At 38.2% G+C, this 21,396-nt stretch carries 13 protein-coding genes, 1 tRNA gene and 2 pseudogenes; 4 read left to right on the top strand and 12 right to left on the bottom strand.

What is annotated here, in order from left to right; translation table 11 throughout:
* Positions 1 to 55: 55 nt before the first annotated feature.
* A complete protein-coding gene (murG, locus tag JCM12304_RS10825; RefSeq protein WP_060680335.1) occupies positions 56 to 1,126 on the bottom strand; it encodes an undecaprenyldiphospho-muramoylpentapeptide beta-N-acetylglucosaminyltransferase in 1,071 nt (356 codons plus the stop codon).
* A gap of 103 nt (positions 1,127 to 1,229) precedes the next feature.
* On the opposite strand from murG, the gene JCM12304_RS10820 reads away from it, so the two are divergent.
* Positions 1,230 to 2,594: an MATE family efflux transporter gene (locus JCM12304_RS10820; protein ID WP_060680333.1), complete on the top strand. Its 1,365-nt coding sequence runs from the start codon at positions 1,230 to 1,232 to the stop codon at positions 2,592 to 2,594.
* 63 nt (positions 2,595 to 2,657) lie between these two features.
* On the opposite strand, the pseudogene JCM12304_RS10815 reads toward JCM12304_RS10820, so the two are convergent.
* The 11 genes and pseudogenes from JCM12304_RS10815 to JCM12304_RS10765 form a co-directional block, all read right to left on the bottom strand.
* Positions 2,658 to 4,078, bottom strand: a pseudogene (locus tag JCM12304_RS10815) (aldehyde dehydrogenase family protein).
* A gap of 877 nt (positions 4,079 to 4,955) precedes the next feature.
* Entirely contained in the window at positions 4,956 to 6,143 is a 1,188-nt protein-coding gene (locus JCM12304_RS10810; protein WP_019377119.1) for a NupC/NupG family nucleoside CNT transporter, read from the bottom strand.
* Between the two features lie 353 nt (positions 6,144 to 6,496).
* Positions 6,497 to 7,789 carry a 2-oxoglutarate dehydrogenase complex dihydrolipoyllysine-residue succinyltransferase gene (odhB, locus tag JCM12304_RS10805; protein WP_060680331.1) on the bottom strand — a complete coding sequence of 431 codons (1,293 nt, stop codon included), beginning with the start codon at positions 7,787 to 7,789 and terminating at the stop codon, positions 6,497 to 6,499.
* Positions 7,776 to 10,640, bottom strand: a complete 2,865-nt coding sequence (locus JCM12304_RS10800) for a 2-oxoglutarate dehydrogenase E1 component (RefSeq protein ID WP_060680329.1) — start codon at positions 10,638 to 10,640, stop codon at positions 7,776 to 7,778. Before JCM12304_RS10800 ends, odhB begins: the two co-directional genes overlap by 14 nt.
* A gap of 515 nt (positions 10,641 to 11,155) precedes the next feature.
* Positions 11,156 to 11,626, bottom strand: coding sequence for a tRNA (cytidine(34)-2'-O)-methyltransferase (locus tag JCM12304_RS10795; protein WP_060680327.1), 471 nt, complete (start codon positions 11,624 to 11,626; stop codon positions 11,156 to 11,158).
* Positions 11,627 to 11,670: 44 nt separating this feature from the next.
* Positions 11,671 to 12,519 (bottom strand): amidase domain-containing protein, encoded by an 849-nt coding sequence (locus tag JCM12304_RS10790; RefSeq protein ID WP_019377114.1) that lies wholly within the window; start codon positions 12,517 to 12,519, stop codon positions 11,671 to 11,673.
* A gap of 56 nt (positions 12,520 to 12,575) precedes the next feature.
* The gene (locus JCM12304_RS10785; RefSeq protein WP_060680325.1) at positions 12,576 to 13,094 is read right to left on the bottom strand and encodes a methylated-DNA--[protein]-cysteine S-methyltransferase; all 519 of its coding nucleotides are present in this window, start codon (positions 13,092 to 13,094) and stop codon (positions 12,576 to 12,578) included.
* Positions 13,095 to 13,114: 20 nt separating this feature from the next.
* Complete coding sequence (gene queG / locus JCM12304_RS10780) at positions 13,115 to 14,260, bottom strand: tRNA epoxyqueuosine(34) reductase QueG (RefSeq protein ID WP_060680323.1); 1,146 nt, start codon at positions 14,258 to 14,260, stop codon at positions 13,115 to 13,117.
* 40 nt (positions 14,261 to 14,300) lie between these two features.
* A complete protein-coding gene (locus JCM12304_RS10775) occupies positions 14,301 to 15,998 on the bottom strand; it encodes an ABC-ATPase domain-containing protein (RefSeq protein WP_060680321.1) in 1,698 nt (565 codons plus the stop codon).
* A gap of 665 nt (positions 15,999 to 16,663) precedes the next feature.
* Positions 16,664 to 16,736, bottom strand: a tRNA-Gly gene (locus tag JCM12304_RS10770).
* Positions 16,737 to 16,900: 164 nt separating this feature from the next.
* Complete coding sequence (locus tag JCM12304_RS10765; RefSeq protein ID WP_256200816.1) at positions 16,901 to 17,569, bottom strand: Crp/Fnr family transcriptional regulator; 669 nt, start codon at positions 17,567 to 17,569, stop codon at positions 16,901 to 16,903.
* Positions 17,570 to 17,727: 158 nt separating this feature from the next.
* On the opposite strand from JCM12304_RS10765, the gene dat reads away from it, so the two are divergent.
* From dat to JCM12304_RS10750, 3 genes and pseudogenes are all read left to right on the top strand, one after another.
* Positions 17,728 to 18,606, top strand: a complete 879-nt coding sequence (gene dat / locus JCM12304_RS10760) for a D-amino-acid transaminase (RefSeq protein ID WP_019377109.1) — start codon at positions 17,728 to 17,730, stop codon at positions 18,604 to 18,606.
* 126 nt (positions 18,607 to 18,732) lie between these two features.
* Positions 18,733 to 19,254, top strand: coding sequence for a DNA topology modulation protein (locus JCM12304_RS10755; RefSeq protein WP_019377108.1), 522 nt, complete (start codon positions 18,733 to 18,735; stop codon positions 19,252 to 19,254).
* Between the two features lie 124 nt (positions 19,255 to 19,378).
* Positions 19,379 to 21,375: pseudogene (locus JCM12304_RS10750) on the top strand (S9 family peptidase).
* Positions 21,376 to 21,396 lie beyond the last annotated feature (21 nt).

The following is a 21,396-nucleotide window of genomic DNA, read 5'->3' as shown; positions in this document are numbered from 1 at the left end:
GATACATTACAGCAGTTAGTACCCTCCTCTTGATTTTCAAGAAGAGGGTACTTATTTATTTCTGCACTTCGCTAATAATTTCCATTACTCGATCACGTGATTTTTCACTTTTAAATTCCTTCATATGATCGATCATTATAGGGGCCATCTCACTTAACTGGTTAACTTCTTTAATCAGAGTTTCTTCCGTAAGGTTCTCTTCCTCCACCACTCTGGCATAACGTTTTTCCGCAAATGATTTTGCATTAATAATTTGGTCACCTCTGCTTGCTTGTCTGGATAATGGAACAAGCAGCATTGGGATTCTTAATGCAAGAAATTCAAAGATGGCATTAGAACCTGCCCTGGATAAAATATAATCTGTCGCAGCAAATATATCTTTTAATTCCTCATTAATATATTCAAACTGTGCATATCCTTCTGCTTCTATAGATGCATCAACTTTGCCCTGACCGCAAAGATGAATAATCTGAAAGTACTTTAGGAGTTCCGGTAGTGCTGCTCTTACTGTTTCGTTTATTTTTTTGGCACCACCACTACCTCCCATTATTAATAGAACTGGCTTTTTATTCGTCAGACTGGCAAATTTCAGACCCGCCTCCCTGTTTCCTTTAAATAACTCCTCACGGATCACCGCTCCTACATACTCCGCCTTTTTCTCCGGTAAGTATTGCATTGTTTCCGGAAAAGTTGCCAGTACTTTCTTGGCAAATGGAATAGCTATTTTATTTGCCAGACCAGGAGTATAATCCGATTCGTGAATAATTACCGGTACCCCTCGTAGTTTAGCTGCAAGTACTACCGGAACTGAAACAAACCCACCTTTAGAGAAGATAACCCTTGGTTTTCTTTTACCAATGAAACTGGCAGCCTGGAAAATACCTTTTATAACTTTAAAAGGATCTTTCATATTTTCTTTGGAAATATAACGTCTGAGTTTACCTGTAGATATCGGGTGATAAGTGACTCCTTCTAATTCCCCAATCAGCTTCCTCTCAATACCATCATATGACCCTATATAATCAATTTCCCATCCTTGTTCCTGATACTTTGGAATAAGTGCCAGATTCACAATAACGTGTCCGGCAGTTCCTCCACCAGTAAAAAGAATTCGTTTATTTTTCATACATGTACGTCCTTTCTTTCCTACTGCAAAATAAAACGGTATAATAGTGCTTATTATTCTCTATTATATCCTATTAGAAAAACGAAGAAAAAGGAAGTATATTATGTATGTTACCTCAAGTTTAAAAGAAAAATTAAAGCTTTTTACCATTATATTAATTCCTATCCTTATTACACAGGTTAGCATGTATATGATGAACATCTTTGACACAGTCATGTCAGGAAGGGCAAGTGCAGAGGATTTGGCTGGTGTCGCTATCGGCTCCAGTCTATGGGTACCCATTTTCACAGGAGTTAATGGAATATTATTAGCAATTACACCCATCATTGCCCATTTAACCGGGGCTCAGTCAAATAAAGAGATCTCCAATAAGGTGCAGCAGGGGATTTATTTGTCCGTAGCATTGAGCATAGTAGTATTTATTATTGGGGCATTTGCGTTAAATCCTGTTCTTGAAATCATGGATCTCGAACCCAAAGTCCGGCACATTGCAAAATATTATTTAATTGCTCTTGGTTCAGGACTAATACCACTGTTTATTTTTAATACATTGCGTTGTTTTATAGATGCCCTTGGACAAACAAGAATGTCGATGGTAATTATTTTAATTTCTTTACCGTTGAATCTTTTATTTAATTATGTATTTATATTCGGTAAGTTTGGTGTCCCTGCCTTTGGTGGTATTGGAGCAGGGATTGCTACTTCAATCACTTACTGGCTTGTTTGTATTATTGCTTTAGGGGTTGTATATCGAGTTGCACCCTTTCGCCAATTCCATGTATTTTCCAATTGGATTAAGCCATCCATTCAAGCATGGAGAGAGCAGCTTAAAATTGGTGTTCCAATTGGGGTTGCAATGTTTTTCGAAACGAGTATTTTTTCAGCAGTCACATTATTAATGAGTGTGTATAGTACGTATACAATTGCTGCACATCAGGCGGCAATTAACTTTGCTTCCTTACTTTATATGATCCCATTAAGTGTAGGTATGGCATTAACTATCGCGATTGGCTTTGAATTGGGTGGCCAACGATTGAAGGATGCTCGAATTTATGGATATATTGGAATCAGTGGCGGCCTGTTTATTGCCTTATTTGCAGGAGCGGTTTTATATGTAACAAGAGATTGGGTAGCTGAAATGTATAATTCTAACCCGGAAGTAATTGAACTAACAAAGCACTTCATTAATTACGCGATTTTCTTTCAATTAGCAGATGCTTTTGGGGCGCCTATTCAAGGAGCCTTACGAGGATATAAAGATGTAAATGTAACATTAATATTAGCCTTGATTTCTTATTGGATTATAGGGTTACCTGTCGGCTGGATTCTGGCTAACTATACATCATTGGAGCCATTTGGTTACTGGGTAGGAATTATTGTTGGCTTAAGCTGTGGGGCGATCGCGTTATTAACCAGATTGTTTCACATACAAAAACATTATACGAACAAGGTACAATCACAGACATAAAGAAACTATTCATGTTAATGATTTTAGATCATTAAAAAAAGCGAGGCTTACACCTCGCTTTTTTTATAGGTTTAACACAATTAATCTTTCTTCTGTCATTTCTTCAATGGAGAACTTAGGTCCCTCTTTTCCCCAACCACTATCTTTTACACCACCATATGGCATAAGGTCAACACGGTATTGGGAAGAATCATTAACCATAAGTCCTCCTACTTCCACATTTCGCGCAGCATAAAACGCAGTATCAAGATTCTCGGTGAAAATACCACCTTGCAACCCATATGGAGATTCATTTACCTCACTTATACAGGACTGCAGATCCGAATATGGAATTATAGTAACAACTGGTCCAAATATCTCTTTACCCACTACGTTCATGTCTTTAGTTACTTGAGATAATACAGTTGGTTCGTACATGGCGCCTTCCCGTTTTCCACCTGTTAAAATATTCGCACCTGCTTGAACGGCAGTATCCACCCAGTTTTCAACACGTTTTGCTTCTTCTTCTGAAATTAAGGGGCCAACAACAGTATCTTCATCAAATGGGTCTCCTACCTTTAGATTTTGCATCTGATCTAGTAGCTTTTCCTGGAATTCTTCCAATACATTCTGATGTACATAAATACGCTGTGGTGTGATACATGTTTGGCCTGCATATGCGAATCCTGCTACTGCAAGTGTCTCTGCTGCTTTGTCGATAGCTGCATCTTTGTCTACAATAACTGGTGAATTATTCCCCAGTTCCAGAATTAACTTGTTAAGACCTGTATTTTGTTTCAGCTTCAATCCAATTTCAGCACTTCCTGTGAAAGTGTATGTGGAAATCCGTTCATCTTCCTGCATTTGCTTTCCTACTTCAGAACCGGATCCGATAATTACCTGAAGATAACCTTTTGGCAGTCCTGCTTTTGCAAATAGCTGAGCTAGTTTTAATGAGGTAACCGGTGTTGCGCTCGCAGGCTTTAAAACCACCGAATTCCCTGCAGCCAATGCCGGACCAATTTTATGTGCAACCAAATTAAGCGGGAAATTAAATGGCGTAATTGCGCCTACCACCCCAACTGGGACTCGAATAGTGAATGCCATACGATTTTCTGATCCTGGCGCAGCTCTACTGGTACCCCTTGACCACTGATTCGTTTTGCTTCTTCTGCAGCTACTTCAAAGGTTTGGATCGCACGGTCTACTTCTGTACTTGCTTGCTTACGTGGCTTCCCAGCCTCACTTATGATAGAATTAGTGAACGATTCTTTTTCTTCCTGCAACAACTCGGATACTTTTTTAATTATTTCATAACGCTTATAAGGTGGAAGTTCTTCTTGCTTAAATGCTCGTTCTGCTCCTTCTATTGCCTTATTTACTTCTCTTTCCCCAGCTTTAGAAACCTCCGCATATGTTTCTCCACTATATTTATTCAATACCTTCAATTTGTCATTTGTTTCTATCCATTCTCCATCTATAAATAAATTCAACTGATTATTCATTATATAGCCACTCCTCTCTGCTAATTATCTTTCCTTTCATAGAAGTGTCTAAACATTGTTATCCTTATTAATTTCTGAAGCACAATCATCTTACCTTAAGATTAACTATTACTAAAAGACCATTCAATAAATGATAGTTACTGATATGCCTTAGTTACTAGTGAGAGATTAAGCCACAGTAGAAGCGGGATAACCCCATTGATTTCCGCTGCAGGGGGACGCTTTCCACCGGCATGGCTTCAGCCGCTTCCTCCGCTACGCTACGTCCAGGGTCTTCAGCTCATGCTATTCCGGTAGGAGTCGCCCCCTTTCGCTCCAATCAATTCGTATCTGCTTTAAACTGCTGAATATAGTGGTATGTCACCTAAAAACCAGATAGGCTAAGATCACACAAACTTGTACTTGAAGTATAAATTAAGTACGTTTCAGCTTCTAATAATAATCTAATATTTTTAAAAATTAACTTTGAGCGGAGGAAAATACGGAGACTTCTGGGGGAGATGAGGCATAGGTGAGACCCCGGAATGCGTAATAGGGGTTGGAAGGCTAAAGTCGCGACGTCCTGGGGCTGGGACTGCGATTACTCGTCCCATCAAAGACCGTTTGCGCATACTCGCCCCATCGAAACCCATTGTCGCAACGCCTTCATGACCAACATCGTGTTGGCCCGAGGCTCATCAGCCGCCCCCGAAAAGCGCAGTATTTTACATAGCGGTGGCGTAATCAGACTCAATATTTCAATGGGCTTTCCAGCAATAAATTTATTTTTCATACTTAGATTAAGCATCAAAAGTTATTTAATAGTTTATATATTTTGTGCTTTAGATGAAAGCTCGATACAACAAAAAAGACCACCCATAAGGGTAGCCTTCAACATTTATAAAAATAGTCCAACAATAGTGGCGGATAGAATAGAAGCTAGTGTAGCACCTACTAATAACTTAAGACCAAAACCGGATACGCTGACAGCTTTCTCACTATCAATTCCTTTAACTGTACCAGCAATAATACCGATTGAGGAGAAGTTAGCAAAACTTGTAAGGAATACGGATACAATCCCTACTGTTTTTTCAGACATATCTGCAATCATAGGTTGGAAATCAAGCATAGCTACAAATTCGTTTGTAACAATTTTTGTACCCATAACAGAACCGGCTTGTACCACTTCTCCCGGTGAAATTCCCATTAAAATTCCAATTGGTGATAAGATATACCCTAGTATTTCCTGTAACGTTATACCAGCGAATACCAATTGAATTAACCAGTTAACGAGTTCCAAGGATGCAATAAAGGCTATTAACATAGCAGCAACGATTAAAGCAATTTTACCACCTTCTAATGCCCCGTTACCCATTGCTTCAAAAATACTTTTATCATTAGTAACATCTTTAATATCAACAATATCTTTTTCTTTTGGCACACGAACAGGAGCAATAATGGATGCAACCATTAAAGCACTAAACATATTTAGTGGTAGTGCTACCAAAACATACTCTGGGGGAAGCATTTGCAGATACGCTCCAACAATGGAAGCTGATACAGATCCCATCGCGGAAGCACTTACAATATAAAGACGATTATCATTTAAATGATGGAACTGTGTCCGTATTGCAATTAGTGCTTCTGATTGACCAAAAAAGATACTGTTAACCGCATTAAAGGATTCAACTTTAGGAAGTCCGGTAATTTTTGAAATTAAACCACCCAAATACTTTATAATTGGAGGAAGGATTTTCAAATAAGTTAGTACAGATAAAATTGTTGCGAAGAAAATTATAAGTAATAGAACGTTAAAAAAGAAAACGCCTCCTTCTTCAACAACAAATCCACCAACAACAAAATTAACCCCTTCTGTCCCAAATTCAATTAATTTATTAAAACCTGCAGAGATTTTATTAATGATAAATTGACCAATCTCGGTTGTAAACATGAACCAGGTTGTTAACAATTGTAAAACTAACATTATTCCTATGCCTTTATAATTAATATTTCTTTTGTCATTAGACATTAGAAATGCTAGCCCGAGGACCACGATAATTGCTACTATTCCAAGAAGAATTGCCACGGAATGAGCCTCCCTTATTTTTTGTAAATGTTTTCATTTCTACTTTCTATGCCAATTGTACCAAGTTGTCAGACGTCTGTCAAGTGAAAGTTTTTTCTGTAAATTTCTTTAACATCTTATCAATTCCCTACTTTACGCCTTTTTAACATAGAGATTCAGTTAAATTTCATATGAATACTTACATTCTAAAATACTATAAAAACAGTACTTTTTTCAGGGGCCTTCCGATTTACTAAATGATTGATATCGAAATGCTCTCGTATTTTATCTAGACTTGCGACAACCACAAACATTATAGACAAAAAACAACCGCTATCTGCTTGTCCAGATAACGGTTGTTTTCTTTCATTATATTAGCCTTCCAATAGAAGGTCATATGGATCTTCAAGTAATTGTTTCACTCTAACTAGGAACTGTACTGCTTCCTTTCCATCAACAATGCGATGATCATAAGAAAGAGCTAAATACATCATTGGGCGTACTTCAATTGTATCATCTGGCATCACCATAGCACGCTTTTGAATATTATGCATTCCTAAAATACCAACCTGTGGCGCATTTAGTATAGGGGTAGATAGCATGGAACCAAATGTGCCACCATTTGTAATTGTAAATGAACCACCTTGTAGGTCCTCCATTGCTAACTTCTTATCCCGTGCTTTTTTACCGAGATTTCCGATTTCACGTTCTACGCCTGCAAAATCAAGACGGTCAGCGTCACGTACTACCGGAACTACTAATCCATCATCTGTGGACACAGCAATACCAATATCATAGAATTTTTTAAGAACAAGCTCATTACCTTGAATCTCAGCATTTAATAGTGGGAATTCTTTCAATGCGCCCACAACTGCTTTGGTAAAGAAGGACATAAATCCAAGCTTTACTCCATGCTTATCAATAAACTTTTCTTTTCTCTCACTACGAAGTTTCATTACATTGGTTAAGTCAACTTCGTTAAATGTAGTAAGCATAGCTGCTTCATGTTGTACTTCAACAAGACGCTTTGCAATTGTCTGACGACGACGTGACATCTTCACACGTTCTACTGGCTTATCAAATTCTGTTTTTTCCTCTGTCTTTGGTGCTTCTTTCTTAGCTGGCTTGGATTCTTTCTTCTCTGATGTATCCTTGGCAGCAGCATCTACGTCTTCCGGCCGGATCCTTCCAAGTGGATCACGGGAGCTGACTGTGCTTAAATCAATTCCAAGTTCTCTAGCTCGTTTTCTCGCTGCAGGAGAGGCAATTACGTCTCCTTTTTTGTCGTCCTTTTGATCCTTCTTTGATGCTTTTTCCGTGTTTTCAACTGTAGCTTCTTCTTTTTTCTTATCTTCTTTCGGTTCTTCTTTTACATCTTCTTGCTTCTCTTCTTTTGGCTCTTCATTGCTGGAAGTATCAGCGCCAGCTTCCCCATTTTCATCTAGCTTGGCAATAATATCTCCCACTTCAACGTCTTCACCTTCACCTTGAACAATTTCAGTGATGACACCCGCATAGTCGGAGTTCACTTCGACATTAACTTTGTCTGTTTCTAATTCAACTACTGGATCACCTTTTTCTACTTTGTCGCCTTCTTTGACTAACCACTCTGCAATAGTACCTTCAGTAATGGATTCGGCTAGCTCTGGTATTTTAATTTCTTTCACTGGAATCTCCTCCTTTAGACGGGTTAATTGCTTGTTGTACAATCTGATTTTGCTCTGTTTTATGCACATTCGGCACACCAACAGCAGGTGATGAACGATCCGGCCGTCCAATATAACGTAATGACTGGTTTTCTTGTAAAAGATCTCTTAAATAATCATCTACAAAATCCCAGCTCCCCATATTTTTTGGTTCTTCCTGTACCCAAACTATTTCTTCCAGATTAGGCAGTTCTTTTATCTCTTTTTCTAGTTCCTTTTTAGGGAATGGATAAATTTGTTCAAGTCGCAAGACGCGTAACCAATCAAACTTTTCTTCAGAATTAGCAATAGCCTCTTCAATATCGACCATTACTTTCCCACTTCCAATTAATAACCGTTTGGCATTCTTTTTACTTACCTTTAAGTTTGGCTGAGAACGTAAGGGCTGGAATTTACCATTTGTGAATTCCTCTGCAACAGAAGCTACGCGCTGGTTTCTCAATAAGCTTTTAGGTGTCATTAATATTAATGGTCTAGCTTCTTCTTTCCCTCGCATTGCTGCCTGCCTACGGATCAAATGGAAGAATTGAGCAGAAGAAGTCACATTAGCTACAATCCAGTTATTTTCTGCAGCCATCTGCAAAAATCTTTCCAAGCGAGCACTTGAATGCTCAGGTCCCTGCCCTTCATATCCGTGCGGAAGCAACATAACCATATTGGATTTTTCACCCCACTTGGCACGAGAGGCTGAAATAAACTGATCAAAGATTACCTGACCAGCGTTTGCAAAATCTCCGAATTGCGCTTCCCAAATTACTAGAGTATTCGGTGATTCAACACTATAGCCATATTCAAAGCCTAGTACGCCTGCTTCAGATAAAGGACTGTTTCGGATGTCGAACGATGCCTTCGCCTGTTCAAGACCATGCATCGGACAATATTTTTCATTTGTTTCCACATCATGAAGTACTAGATGGCGATGTGCAAATGTTCCTCGCTCTGAATCTTGACCAGTCAATCGGATTGGAATACCATCCTGAAGAATGGAAGCATAAGTTAACGCCTCTCCAGCACCCCAATCCGCTTTGTTACCTTCCTCAAGTACATTTTTGCGTCGGCTTAAAATCTTTTCCAATTTTTTAAAGCCGTTAAAGCCTTCAGGTCTATTCAATAATCCCTCATTCAGAGCTTTTAACGTATCCAAGTCCACAGCTGTTTCAAATCGATCCAATCCATTTGCCAATACTTTTGGCATGTTTGGAACTTCTACAGAGCCTGCTTCATTTTCTTTCATACTATCATAAATTCCACGAAGATGATCCTCTACATCCTCTTGTATTTTTTTGAAAGTATCTTCCCCGATAACACCTTTATCTCTTAACACTCCGGCATAAACATTCGCTACAGTAGGATGCTCATCAATCTTCTGATAAAGCGCCGGCTGTGTAGTTCGAGGTTCATCCATTTCATTGTGACCGTATCGACGATATCCTACTAAATCAATCAAGAAATCTTTATTAAATTTTTGACGATAATCATATGCAATCTTAATTGCTGAAATACAAGCAATTGGATCATCTGCATTAACGTGAATAATTGGAATTTCAAATCCTTTGGCTAAATCACTTGCATATCTGGTTGAACGGCCATCTGTTTGATTTGTCGTATAACCTACCAAGTTGTTTGCAATGATATGGAGCGTTCCTCCTGTGGAATACCCAGGTAATCCACTCAAATTCAACGTCTCTGCTACTACACCTTCTCCAATAAAGGCAGCATCGCCGTGAATAAGTACACTGAATGCCTTATTCAAATCACCTTTTGGATATCCCTTTTGAGACCGTTCATCCTGTGCAGCACGCGCAAACCCCTCCACCACAGGGTTCACGAACTCAAGATGAGATGGATTATGAGCGAGTGTTATACGTGTTTTCGTCTCATCGCCTTCTTTAACATCTCTAGTAGCTCCAAAGTGATATTTCACATCTCCAGTCCAACCGTAATTAATTCCCATAGAACCTTCAGATGGTATTAATTCTTTATCAGGTGAATGGTGAAACTCAGAGAAAATTTTATCATACGGTTTTCCCAAAACATGTGCAAGTACAGACAAACGTCCGCGATGCGCCATTCCCATCATTATATTTTCAATTTTATCTTCCGTAGCATATTTTACAATCTGATCAAGCATCGGAACCATTGATTCCAATCCTTCAATTGAAAAACGTTTCTGACCAACGAAAGTTTTTTGAAGAAAGCTTTCAAAACCTTCTACATGTGAAAGTCGTTCAAGTAGTTGCTTCTTCTCCTCATCTGATAGATCAAGACGTGCATGCCCTGCTTCAATCAAATCAAGAAGCCACTTACGCTCCTCATCATTATTCATGTGGTCATACTCAAAAGTAATTGTTCCTGAATAATATTTCTTTAATTCTTTAATAACATCCAGCCCGTTCTTAACACTACTTGGCGCTTTCTCCCATAGCCAAGCTGCTGGCATGTTTGCCAAATCATCCTCACTTAACCCATATGAATGCGGTTCAACCAAGGGTGATTTTCTGTCTTCCTGTGGACCAACTGGATAAATATCCGCCTCTAGATGACCAAAACGACGAATAGCCTCAACAAGTTTCATTGCTGAGGTAAGCTTCTTAATATCCTTAATTGAGGTCCCTTGTTGCTCTTCTTGCACACTGCTATTAGGTTGTGTTAACCATTCAGGAGCCCCGTGCCGATCGAACATTTGCTTAATAGATTGATCGACAAGATTTGGATCCTCTTTGTAAAGCTCATATTGTTCCTCAACATACCCCATGTTAGGACCATGAAATTCTGCCCAGAATCTTTCATTAGATTCTACATTCTGTGCCACGTTTTTATACCCCCATTAGAAGTTAGCGTTATCCGTTATGTAACGGTTATTCACATCCATCTACATTATAGAACTGACGAATGACTTCATCAACTAATATACCCTATTTTATTACCTTAAACAATATAATGTTACCAGTATTTTTATTGTAAGTTTTTTCAAACTACCTGTAGGGAAAAATAATGGATTTCTCTGGTTCACATAAAGCGAATATTTAGGTATAATAAGGACATAATTACATCTAATCGTTCTTTTACATACAAAGGAGGAGTTTCGCATGAAATTAGCATTACTAATGGGAGTCGTTTTAACTTTTATTATCTCAACCTTCACTTCCGGATATGAAGCAAAGCCGGCAGTCCCAAAGAAAAATCAATAATGTTTATCTAATTCCAAAAGCCGTGATGTATAGTTGCATCACGGCTTTTCATGTTATTGAAATAGTTTATCAGATTACATTTTTTCCAAACAGGAGCCTCCCTAAGAATTATAATAGTCGGTGCAGGTCATTTTTACTAAGACAAATCTGGAAAACCTTGCTGACGCAGTACCTCATATATAATAATAGCCGCCGTATTCGATAGATTTAAAGACCGTACTTTATCGTTCATATGAATACGGAGGCATTGCTCTTCTTTTCCCTCTAATAATTGAAGTGGATCCATCTGTTCCCGGCCGAAAACAAAAAACAAATCTTCCTCTTTGTTAGAAAAATCATAGTCTGTATAATGTTTGGTTCCAAAGTTTTCTATATAATAATATTCACCTTCAGGATATGTGTTGTAAAGCTCCGTTATGTTCTTATATTCCTTGATATCCACATTCTTCCAATAGTCCAATCCAGCTCGACGAAGCATTTTATCATCTGTTGAAAACCCTAGCGGATGAACTAAATGAAGTGTTGTATCTGTTGCTAAACAAGTTCTGGCAATATTTCCAGTGTTCGCTGGTATTTCTGGTTGAAATAGAACGACATGTAAACTCACTTTTCTAATCTCCTTACGTTGTTTGTACTGTTCTAGTATATCACTTACTTGTCACCAATGCGGAAAAATTTATACTTAATATCAGGTGTCCATGCTGCTGAATCCTCATAAGACCAATAGCGGTTCCGGCTATTATTTGTATGTGCATTAACCAACGGCATTCCATAAGCATCTTTAGTCACAACAATCGTGTTATGGTTCCAACTCCCATCCCCTTCGAAGTCATAACAAATAATATCACCCGGGAGCAGTTCTGAGGCATTATCTAATTCCGTGCCTTGTAGTCCTTGGGTGGAACCACTTAAATACCAGCGTAATGAATGGGCTACTGCCCAACTAAAACTCCAATTATCGTTTTGATACCACCATCCTTTTTCTCTAGAAGGCGCCCCTCTCATTGGGGCTCCCCCAGCATATAAGCATTGAGAAACATAATTTGTACAATCGACATCAAATTTTTTATATGCAGGATTATAACTATTCCACCATCTCTCTGCATAGCGGACAGCTTCGTTACGATCATAGGAAAACCTTTCTAATAAAGCATCATCTCCACGAATTTCCTCAGGCAAAATACTTGGTTTGTCAGGCTGTTCATATTGTATTGGATAATGATTAGTTACCGCTCCGCCATCATACCGAAATTCATACGGGATTAATTCCTCCTCCAGATAAAAAAACTCATCTTGCTTAATGAGGTATGATAAATGGATAAGATAGTGGTATATACGTTGGTTATCAGAGGAAAACTCTCTGTATAGCCGACCATCCCCATGAAGACGAACAATTTCAGCATTTCTTTCTTTACACAAGCTGCGTTTTTTTTGCCACCAACCGGTTGTTTGTTTTTCAGATAAGAAATAATCCAGCCATACCTTTTTAATTTTTTCCATAAAAATCCCCTCCATTAAATATATATGGAGAGGATGCTTGTCAGATTGCCTTAATTTCAATCTGTTGCTTCATGTTTCAAAAGAAATTCCTTTTTATCCAAACCGCCATTATAACCAACTAGTTTTCCGTTTGCTCCAATTACGCGATGACAAGGGACTACAATAGAAAATGGATTCTTATTAACAGCCCCTCCCACCGCTCTCACTGCTTTCGGGTTACCGATTATTTCTGCAATCTCTTTATAGGTTTTGGTCTCCTTGTATGCAATACAGTCATAGAGTGCTTGCCAAACCTTTTGTTGAAAGCTGGTCCCATAAAACTTAAAAGGAATAGAGAACGTCTGCTTCTGATGTTTAAAATAAGCCTCCAGCTCCTCTTTAGCAGAAGCAATCAATTCAGGTTGATAAACAAAATAGGGTTCCCCAATAAATCTTTTAGCCCAGGTTGTTAACTTTTCTTCTAAGTCAGCAAGTCTTCCGTACTCGATTCGAACTATTGCTTCTCCATCACTTAGCAACAGCAACGTTCCTATCGGTGACTCCATTTCGTCATAAAACAATGTGATTTTCTTCATAATAAGTCGCTCCCACCTAATTAACTTCTGCTGGCTTCTTTTTCAAAGGCAAGACCCTTTTCCATTTCATAAATAACTTGCTCATCTTTTTCTTTCTTCATCGCCTCATGTATGGCATTATAGGCTCTCTCCGTTCCGATTTTGCCAAGCGACCATGCAGCTGTTCCACGTATTACCGGCCGAGGATCAGTCTGCATCACCTCAATAACTTCTTCAACTGCTGTTATGTCTTTATAGTGGCCCAAGGCAATTAAGGCATTTCGCTGTAGTGGCTTCTTCCCTCGCCAAGAACCAGCGATGGAGCCAAATGTATTTTTAAATTCACGATTGGAAATCCGTAACATTGGTTTGAGCTTTGGCTTAGCGATTTCATGGTCCGGTTCAAATTCAGGATGGTGATGAAAATCTACTTTTTTGTTTTTTGGACAAACTACCTGACATGTATCACAACCATAAACTCTATTACCTATTTTTGTTCGAAACTCATCGGGCAAGAAATCTTTTGTTTGAGTGAGAAAAGCAATACATCGCTGTGCATTCAATTGCCCGCCTTGTACCAAAGCACCTGTTGGACACGCATCCAAGCATTTTGTGCAATCACCGCAGCTATCTTCCACAGGACTATCAGGGAGAAATGGAATATTCGTAATTAACTCTCCCAAATAGACAAAGGATCCAAATTCAGGTGTAATAATCGCTGTGTTTTTCCCACTGAACCCGATGCCTGCACGTTCAGCAACAGCACGATCAGATAACTCACCTGTATCTACCATCACCCTATTGCTTACATCAAGCACCTTTTCTTTAAGAAAATCAGCAAGCTTATCCAATTTTTCACGCATAACAACATGGTAATCTATTCCCCATGAAGCACGTGCAAAAATTCCTCTACGTTCTTCCTTTGTACTTTTTGGGGCATCCTTCATCCGAGAAGGATAGGCAAGGGCAATGGAAATTATGGATTGAGCTTCTGGCAACAAACGGGTTGGCTCCGTTCGTTCGTCCACACTTCCTTTCTCAAATCCAGACTGATAACCTAGTGTTTGCTGCCTTTTCAATCTTTCCTTCAATTCGGAGAAGACATCCGCGGAGGCAAAGCCAATTTTATCAATACCTATTTCTTTGCTGTATTCTATAACTTCCTGCTTAAGTTTGTTGATATCCATCGGCTAACCCTCCTTATAATAAAAGTGTTTAGTCTTATTCTTATTTTACCATAGCCGTACGCATTCGGTTCAACACTGCAGCAATCTCGTATCTGCGTGGTCGTGCGATATCGCCAGGATGCTGGTCTTTAAATATTGTAAAGGAAGCAAGTCCTTCTGTATCCATCTTTTTCTCCAGTTCATTCAATATAGTATGGAGCGACTTGTTTTCGAGTCTGTTACTACGATCCAAATAACTGATAATTTCAGCAATCATCCTTGTTTGTGAAGAGTCAACAAGTTGTTCCGTATGATGAAAAGTAATATCTGTTCTACCCATTAGTATCGTTGATAATCCTTTAGCCTGTGTTTTGGCTCTTTTCCCTTTTTTTGTTTGTAGGGTGGATTGCTGAAAATAACGATCTCTTACTTTTCCAAACATGTCGTCTTTAGACATGTCTCTTTCCAATGGGTTATTCTCCATAATTTGCTTTGCCTTTTTTGTTACATTATGTGGCAGATAGGATTCCATCATAATTACTGTATCTGCAACAGCAAAGTAATCACCTGAGCCACCCATTACAATAATTGTAGAAATTCCTAATTGGCTATATAGCTGACTTATTTTATCAATAAATGGCGTAATAGGTTCCTTCTCCTTTTGGACTAGTTGCTGCATTCGATGGTCTCTGATCATGAAATTAGTCGCACTTGTATCTTCATCAATAAGTAAGGTCGAGGCTCCTGCTTCCAAAGCTTCCATCACATTAGCCGCCTGTGATGTACTTCCACTTGCATTTTCCGTCATAAAAAAACTTGTATCTTTTTTATGTGGCAAATTGGAAATAAAAGGTGAAATATCGACACCTGTAACTTGTCGGCCATCTTCAGCACGAATCTTAACTGCATCAGGATCTGTAAGCACATATTCTCTACCATCCCCGTCTGTATGAGCATATACTCCTTTTTCAATCGCTTCTAGAATAGTGCTTTTCCCATGATAACCTCCACCAACAATTAGGGTAATCCCTTTAGAAATAGCCATTCCACGGATTGGTTCTTTCTGATGTGGTATAGTTATTTCTACTTCGTCTCCCTTTGGACTTTGAAAAGGAACCGCATTTTTTAATGGACGGTTACTTACACCACTTTCTCGAGGTAGTATAGCACCATTGTTAATAAATGCAATCCATCCATTTTTTTGCATAGCCTCCCGAATGGCAACCTGTTGATCGGCCAGTTGAACGGGTGCTTCTACCTCCACGTCTTTTATTGTAAATATGGAGTTTTCTATTATAGTAGGGATAGCCTCTCCAAATAGCTTCTCTGCCTCTTTACCATTAATCCGCCGACCGTTTGCAGGCAATCCAACAGATATGCAAACAGTAATAGCCTGTGAGTCTAATTGGACAGCACTTCGTTCAATAACTTCCTGTCCGGGCTGATCGAATAAAATTAGTCCACTTTTTCCTGATCCTTTTATAAAGGTCTTTTGCTTGTGAATCGCGCTTGCTACAACTCTTGCCATTTTATCTTCTGCTGCTATTTTTCTCTCATAAGAGGAAAGCCACTCCTCTTTGATTGGTCGCTGTTTAGCTGGAATAACTATCCTAATTTTAGATGGGGTGGCAAATGGATCACCCTGTACATAATCTATGAATAAATCAAACTTCGTGTAGCTATATTTCCCCTGAATGTCTTTGTAAGCCTTATACCCTTTATTATCAATTCTTTTAAGCTCGTTCATTAATCGTTTCATCGAATATCCCTCGCTCTTAAAAAGTTATTGGTTTAAGAATACTATGCAGGAAAAGCGGTTTTCAAGTGAAGTGGTAAAAGAAGAATACTGAAAAATGAAGTATGTTTAGTTCTATTTTGAAATCAAGTGTACTAAATTAATAACGATAAACCTTATTACAGAGTAGGAGGGAACTGCGAAGTAGAGGGTGGAGCACCAGCAGGAGAGCGAAGTAATCAGCAGCAGACTGAAGTAATCCGCCGGAGAACAAATTAATCAGCAGCAGACTGAAGTAATCCGCCGGAGAACAAATTAATCGGCAGCAGACTGAAAGTAATCCGCCGGAGAGCATACTAATCAGCAGCAGACTGAAGTAATCCGCCGGAGAGCAAAGTAATCGACAGCAGACTGAAATAATCCGCCGGAGACATTCGCAAACTAGCTATAATTTGTGCACTATACATTACTTTCCGAAACGGTCATTTGCAAACAAACAAGTTACTTCGCACTTTATCTATTTTGTGAATTAGTTAGAACTTTACTGTAGAACAGGAAGTTCCGTACGAAACCACCAATCTACTTTAAGTTTCTTACTAGGAATGCTAGCGTAGTTTACACATATAATAAAAGTAAAAAACGCAACACTTCGTAAAAACTTTACGAAACACTGCGTTATGACATATGTATGGAGCGGGTGAAGGGAATCGAACCTCATCATCAGCTTGGAAGGCTGAGGTTTTACCACTAAACTACACCCGCACATTACTAATTATTAAATTGTCTACGTTCAAATTATTTATGTTAATAAAATACGTGTTTTTCGAACGCATTTTTAATTATAACAAGCACATTTTAAAAAATCAATAAAAAATTTCTTTTTTCGACAGAATTTTTATAGGAGCTATCATAAATAAAAATAGCTCCTATAAAACACAGTTTTCGACGCCACAATTTTCACATAGAAGCAACTTCCTAAAATATTGAATATCTTTAATCAGGTAAAATTTGTTGTCATTGATGATTATTCCTTGCTCTTTCCACTTATTAACAACACGACTTACTGTTTCTCTTGAAATACCTATATGCTTACTAATATCTCTAACTCGAATCGGTTCTGTTATCCGGATACCTTTTTTGGTAACAATTCCATACATATTAGAATACCGAATAAATACAGAAGCTATTGCAGCTTCTGAGCCAAATGCAATATAATCCCGAATCTTAGCTTTACTTGCCTCTAATGATTCCGCTACCCACCGCGTAAAATGTAAACCAAGTGATCCGTCCTGTTTAATAAGCTCCTCTGCCTTGGCTTTTGTAATACGATAAAGAATTGCATCTTGAGTAACTATTGCGGTATTTGAATATTTCGTTCCACTAAATATACCTATTTCACCAAAACAATCATTTTCTTTTCTGGTAAAAATCGTAATTTCCTTGTCAGCACCCATGCCCTTATAAATTCGAACTGTGCCACTCTTAATAAAGTAAAGTGCTTCTGCCGGTGTTCCTTCACTAAATACAATAGTATTTTTCATGTATTCTTTGCGAAAGCTATTCATCATCAATTTTTCATAAGTAGTTTTATCCAATCTATTTAACAAAGGTTCCATGATCTCACACCTCTCTACGTATCTAAAATTATACACGGACAACCGTGAATGGTTCTGTGAGATTTCTCACTTTAATATACATTTACAAGTAGCGTGAGAAGTATTAGAATAGTCATAACTTTAGGAGGGAAAATTTCATGTCTGTTTATCCAATTATTTTAGCGCAAGACAAATTTACACATCGAGATGAATTAAATTATCCGTATGAAGAAAGAGGCCTGCAGTTTGGTGATGGTGTTTATGAAGTAATCCGCATCTATAACGGTGACTACTATTTACTGAATGAGCACGTTGATCGCCTCTTCCGTTCTGCAGAAGCTATTAAGATTAACTTATCATTAACGAAAGATGAACTCAAGAAGCTTCTATTAGAACTACTAACAAAAAATAAGATGACAGCAGATGGAAAAGTTTATTTGCAGGTATCACGAGGCTCTGCGCCTAGGGACCATGTTTTCCCTTTAAATGTTCCTGCAAATATGTATGCGTATCTACAGGATCTACCGCGTAATCTGGAAAACTTGGAAAATGGCGTATGCACAATTACTCAGCGTGATGTCCGCTGGGAAAATTGCTATATTAAGAGCTTAAATCTTCTTCCAAACGTATTGGCTAAGCAAGAAGCAAAGGAACAGGGGTGTTATGAAGCTATTCTTCATAGAGATGGATTGGTAACAGAATGTAGTTCCTCAAATGCATATTTAGTAAAAGACGGTAAAATTCACACCCATCCTGCAACGAATAATATTTTGCATGGATGTGTTCGAATGCGTGTAGAAAAATTTGCTAATGACTTAAACATTCCTTTTATAGAAGAAGGATTTTCTGTTGAGGATATTGCTATGGCTGATGAGATCTTTTTATCCAGCAGTACATCTGAGGTTATGCCTGTAATTAAAGTTGATAACAAAGCAATTAATGATGGAAAACCTGGTACAATTACAAGAAAGCTACAAGATGCATACATAGCAGATGCTAATATCACTAGTGAAGATGCCTTAAAACCTTCTGTTTAATCAGCTTCATAGGAAAGCACACAGCTGCCAAGGTAAAGATTAACTTGGCAGTTGTTTTTAGATTGTAATTTTCTAAAAATTATGCTAAGTTAATTTATCCAAATAATATATGTGATAGGTGATGCTATGAGGAAAATTGCAATTATTGGAAGTGGAGGATCCGGAAAATCTACATTAGCAGGAAAACTAGGAATTATACTGAACCTTCCTGTTTTTCATCTTGATGCTATTTTCTGGAAGCCTGGATGGAAACCAATTGAACGAGAAGCACTTATAAAAGCGAATCAATCAATTGTTGAAAAGGATGCTTGGATTATCGATGGGAACTATGGCTCCACAATGGATATGCGTCTTCAACATGCTGACACGATCATCTTTCTTCATTATAGAACCACTGTATGTCTGTACGGAATTGTAAAACGCAGAATTCAGTTCCACAATAAGACCAGGCCTGATATGGGTGAAAATTGTAAGGAAAAGCTGGATTGGGAGTTTTTCCAATGGGTACACAACTTTAATAAAACAAAAGCACCTGTCATTTATGAAAAACTCTCTAAATTAGAAGGTAAGGATATCCTTGTTTTTAAGAACCGAAAAGATTTAAACCTTTTTTTACAAAATCTGAAGCGTACCTCTTCTACTAACTGAAATGAACATAATTATATTTAGGCTCAAGGAAATTAATTTATTCAGAAGCTACTAACATAAATGAGATTTATACACATTTGATTTTATTAAAAAGTATAAAACGTTAATTAAAGGGGCTAAAATAATGAATAAAAAAAGACCACTTCAAGCAGAAGACTTGCTGGAATATGAAATTGTAAGTGAACCTAATTTCACCCCAAGTGGAAATGCCTACACCTATGTATCTACAACTATTAACAAAAAGAAAGAATACGAGTCACATCTATTTTTCCAAAACTTGGACTCCAATCATAGCCAACAATGGACATTCAGTGAAAATAAAAATAACAACATATTAATCTCACCTGATGGAAAAAAGGCTGTTTTCCAGTCCGACAGAAGTGGAACACAGCAGTTGTGGCTCCTGCCTTTGCAAGGAGGAGAGGCACAGCAGCTTACCAAGCTTAAACATGGGGCTAGCAACCCGGTTTGGGGTCCTGACAGTAATACCCTCGTTTTTAACGCACCCATAGAGCCGGAAGAAGATATTAACAATCTCACCGAAATATCGACAGAGGAAAAAGACAAAGAACAGAAAGAATTGGCTAAGCGACCACTTGTCGTAAATCGGCTCAAATATAAATCTGACTCTAACGGTTTTCATGATCGGAAACGCAGCCAGTTATTTGTTTTAGATATAAGAACAGGTAACTTGGAGCAGTTAACAAATGCACCTGCTGACCATCTACTGCAAGATGTATCATCAAACGGTAATGAAATTTTATTTATTGCCAACCTTAGAGAAGAAGAAGATTATGAACAAGTTGATGATCTCTTCGTTTTAGAACGCTCCTCCAAGAAAATCAAAAAACTTACAGATAGTAAATGTACATATCAGCGCGCAGTCTATTCCCCAGACGGCAATAAAATTGCTGCATTCGGTCATAACTTTACTTATGCCGGTGCGACACTTACTGACTTATACATTTTCAATACAGGAAGCTATGAAAAAAGCAACTTGAGTGCTGAATGGGATATCCAACTTGGTGATGCCATGATTGGAGATACTCGCTTAGGCAAATCTGAAAGTGGACCAATTTGGGCAAAGGATGGAAAAAATATCTTTTTTCTTGCAACAGATCATGGGGTGACCGGGCTTTACCAGGTAAACTTAACTGGGGAATTGGATGTACTGTACAAGGGGAGCCATCATGTGTTCAGTTTCAGTTATAATGGCCACTCCGACTCATTTATTCTTGGGATTAGTACACCAACAAACCCTTGTAATTTTTATCATTTGAAGAAAAATGGAGAGTTCAATAGATTAACAGATTTTAATTCGGCTCTTTTATCCAAGCTAACTTTAGCTGAACCGGAAACAATTACTGTTCCAACTATGGATGGCGAAGAAATTCAAGGATGGCTATTGCACCCATCAGGATATCAGGATGGGGAAAAGTATCCAATGATTTTGGAGATTCATGGCGGGCCACATGCTATGTATGGTCAAACTTATTTTCATGAATTACAACTGTTAGCAGCAAAAGGATATGTTTTAGTGTATGCAAATCCACGTGGAAGTCATGGTTATGGCCAGGAATTTGTTAATGCTTGTCGTACTGATTACGGTAACGGAGATTATACAGACTGATGGAGGTAGTGGATTATGTACTGACAAACTTCGATTTTATTGATAAAGATAGACTTGGGGTGACTGGTGGGAGTTATGGAGGATTCATGACAAATTGGATTGTAGGACATACAAACCGCTTTAAGGCTGCGGTTACCCAACGTTCTATTTCTAATTGGCTAAGCTTTTATGGCGTTAGTGATATTGGTTTCTTTTTTAATGAGTGGGAACACGGTTTAAACCTATTAGATGACCCAAAAAAGCTATGGGATATCTCTCCTCTAAAACATGCTAAAAATGTAGAAACTCCTTTGCTGATTTTGCATGGGGAAAAAGACTTTCGTTGCCCAGTGGAACAAGGTGAACAGTTATTTATAACGCTAAAGCATCTTCGAAAAGAAGTTGAATTCGTCCGCTTTCCTGATGCCAATCATGAATTAAGCAGAAGTGGTAAACCAGAGATGAGAATAGAGAGATTAAACCACATTTGCCGTTGGTTTGAGAAATTATAGAAAAACGCATATCTGTTTATG

Source organism: Virgibacillus halodenitrificans JCM 12304 (assembly GCF_001310895.1).
GTDB lineage: Bacteria > Bacillota > Bacilli > Bacillales > Amphibacillaceae > Virgibacillus_Q > Virgibacillus_Q halodenitrificans.
This window is presented reverse-complemented; position numbering and strand designations above follow the sequence as displayed.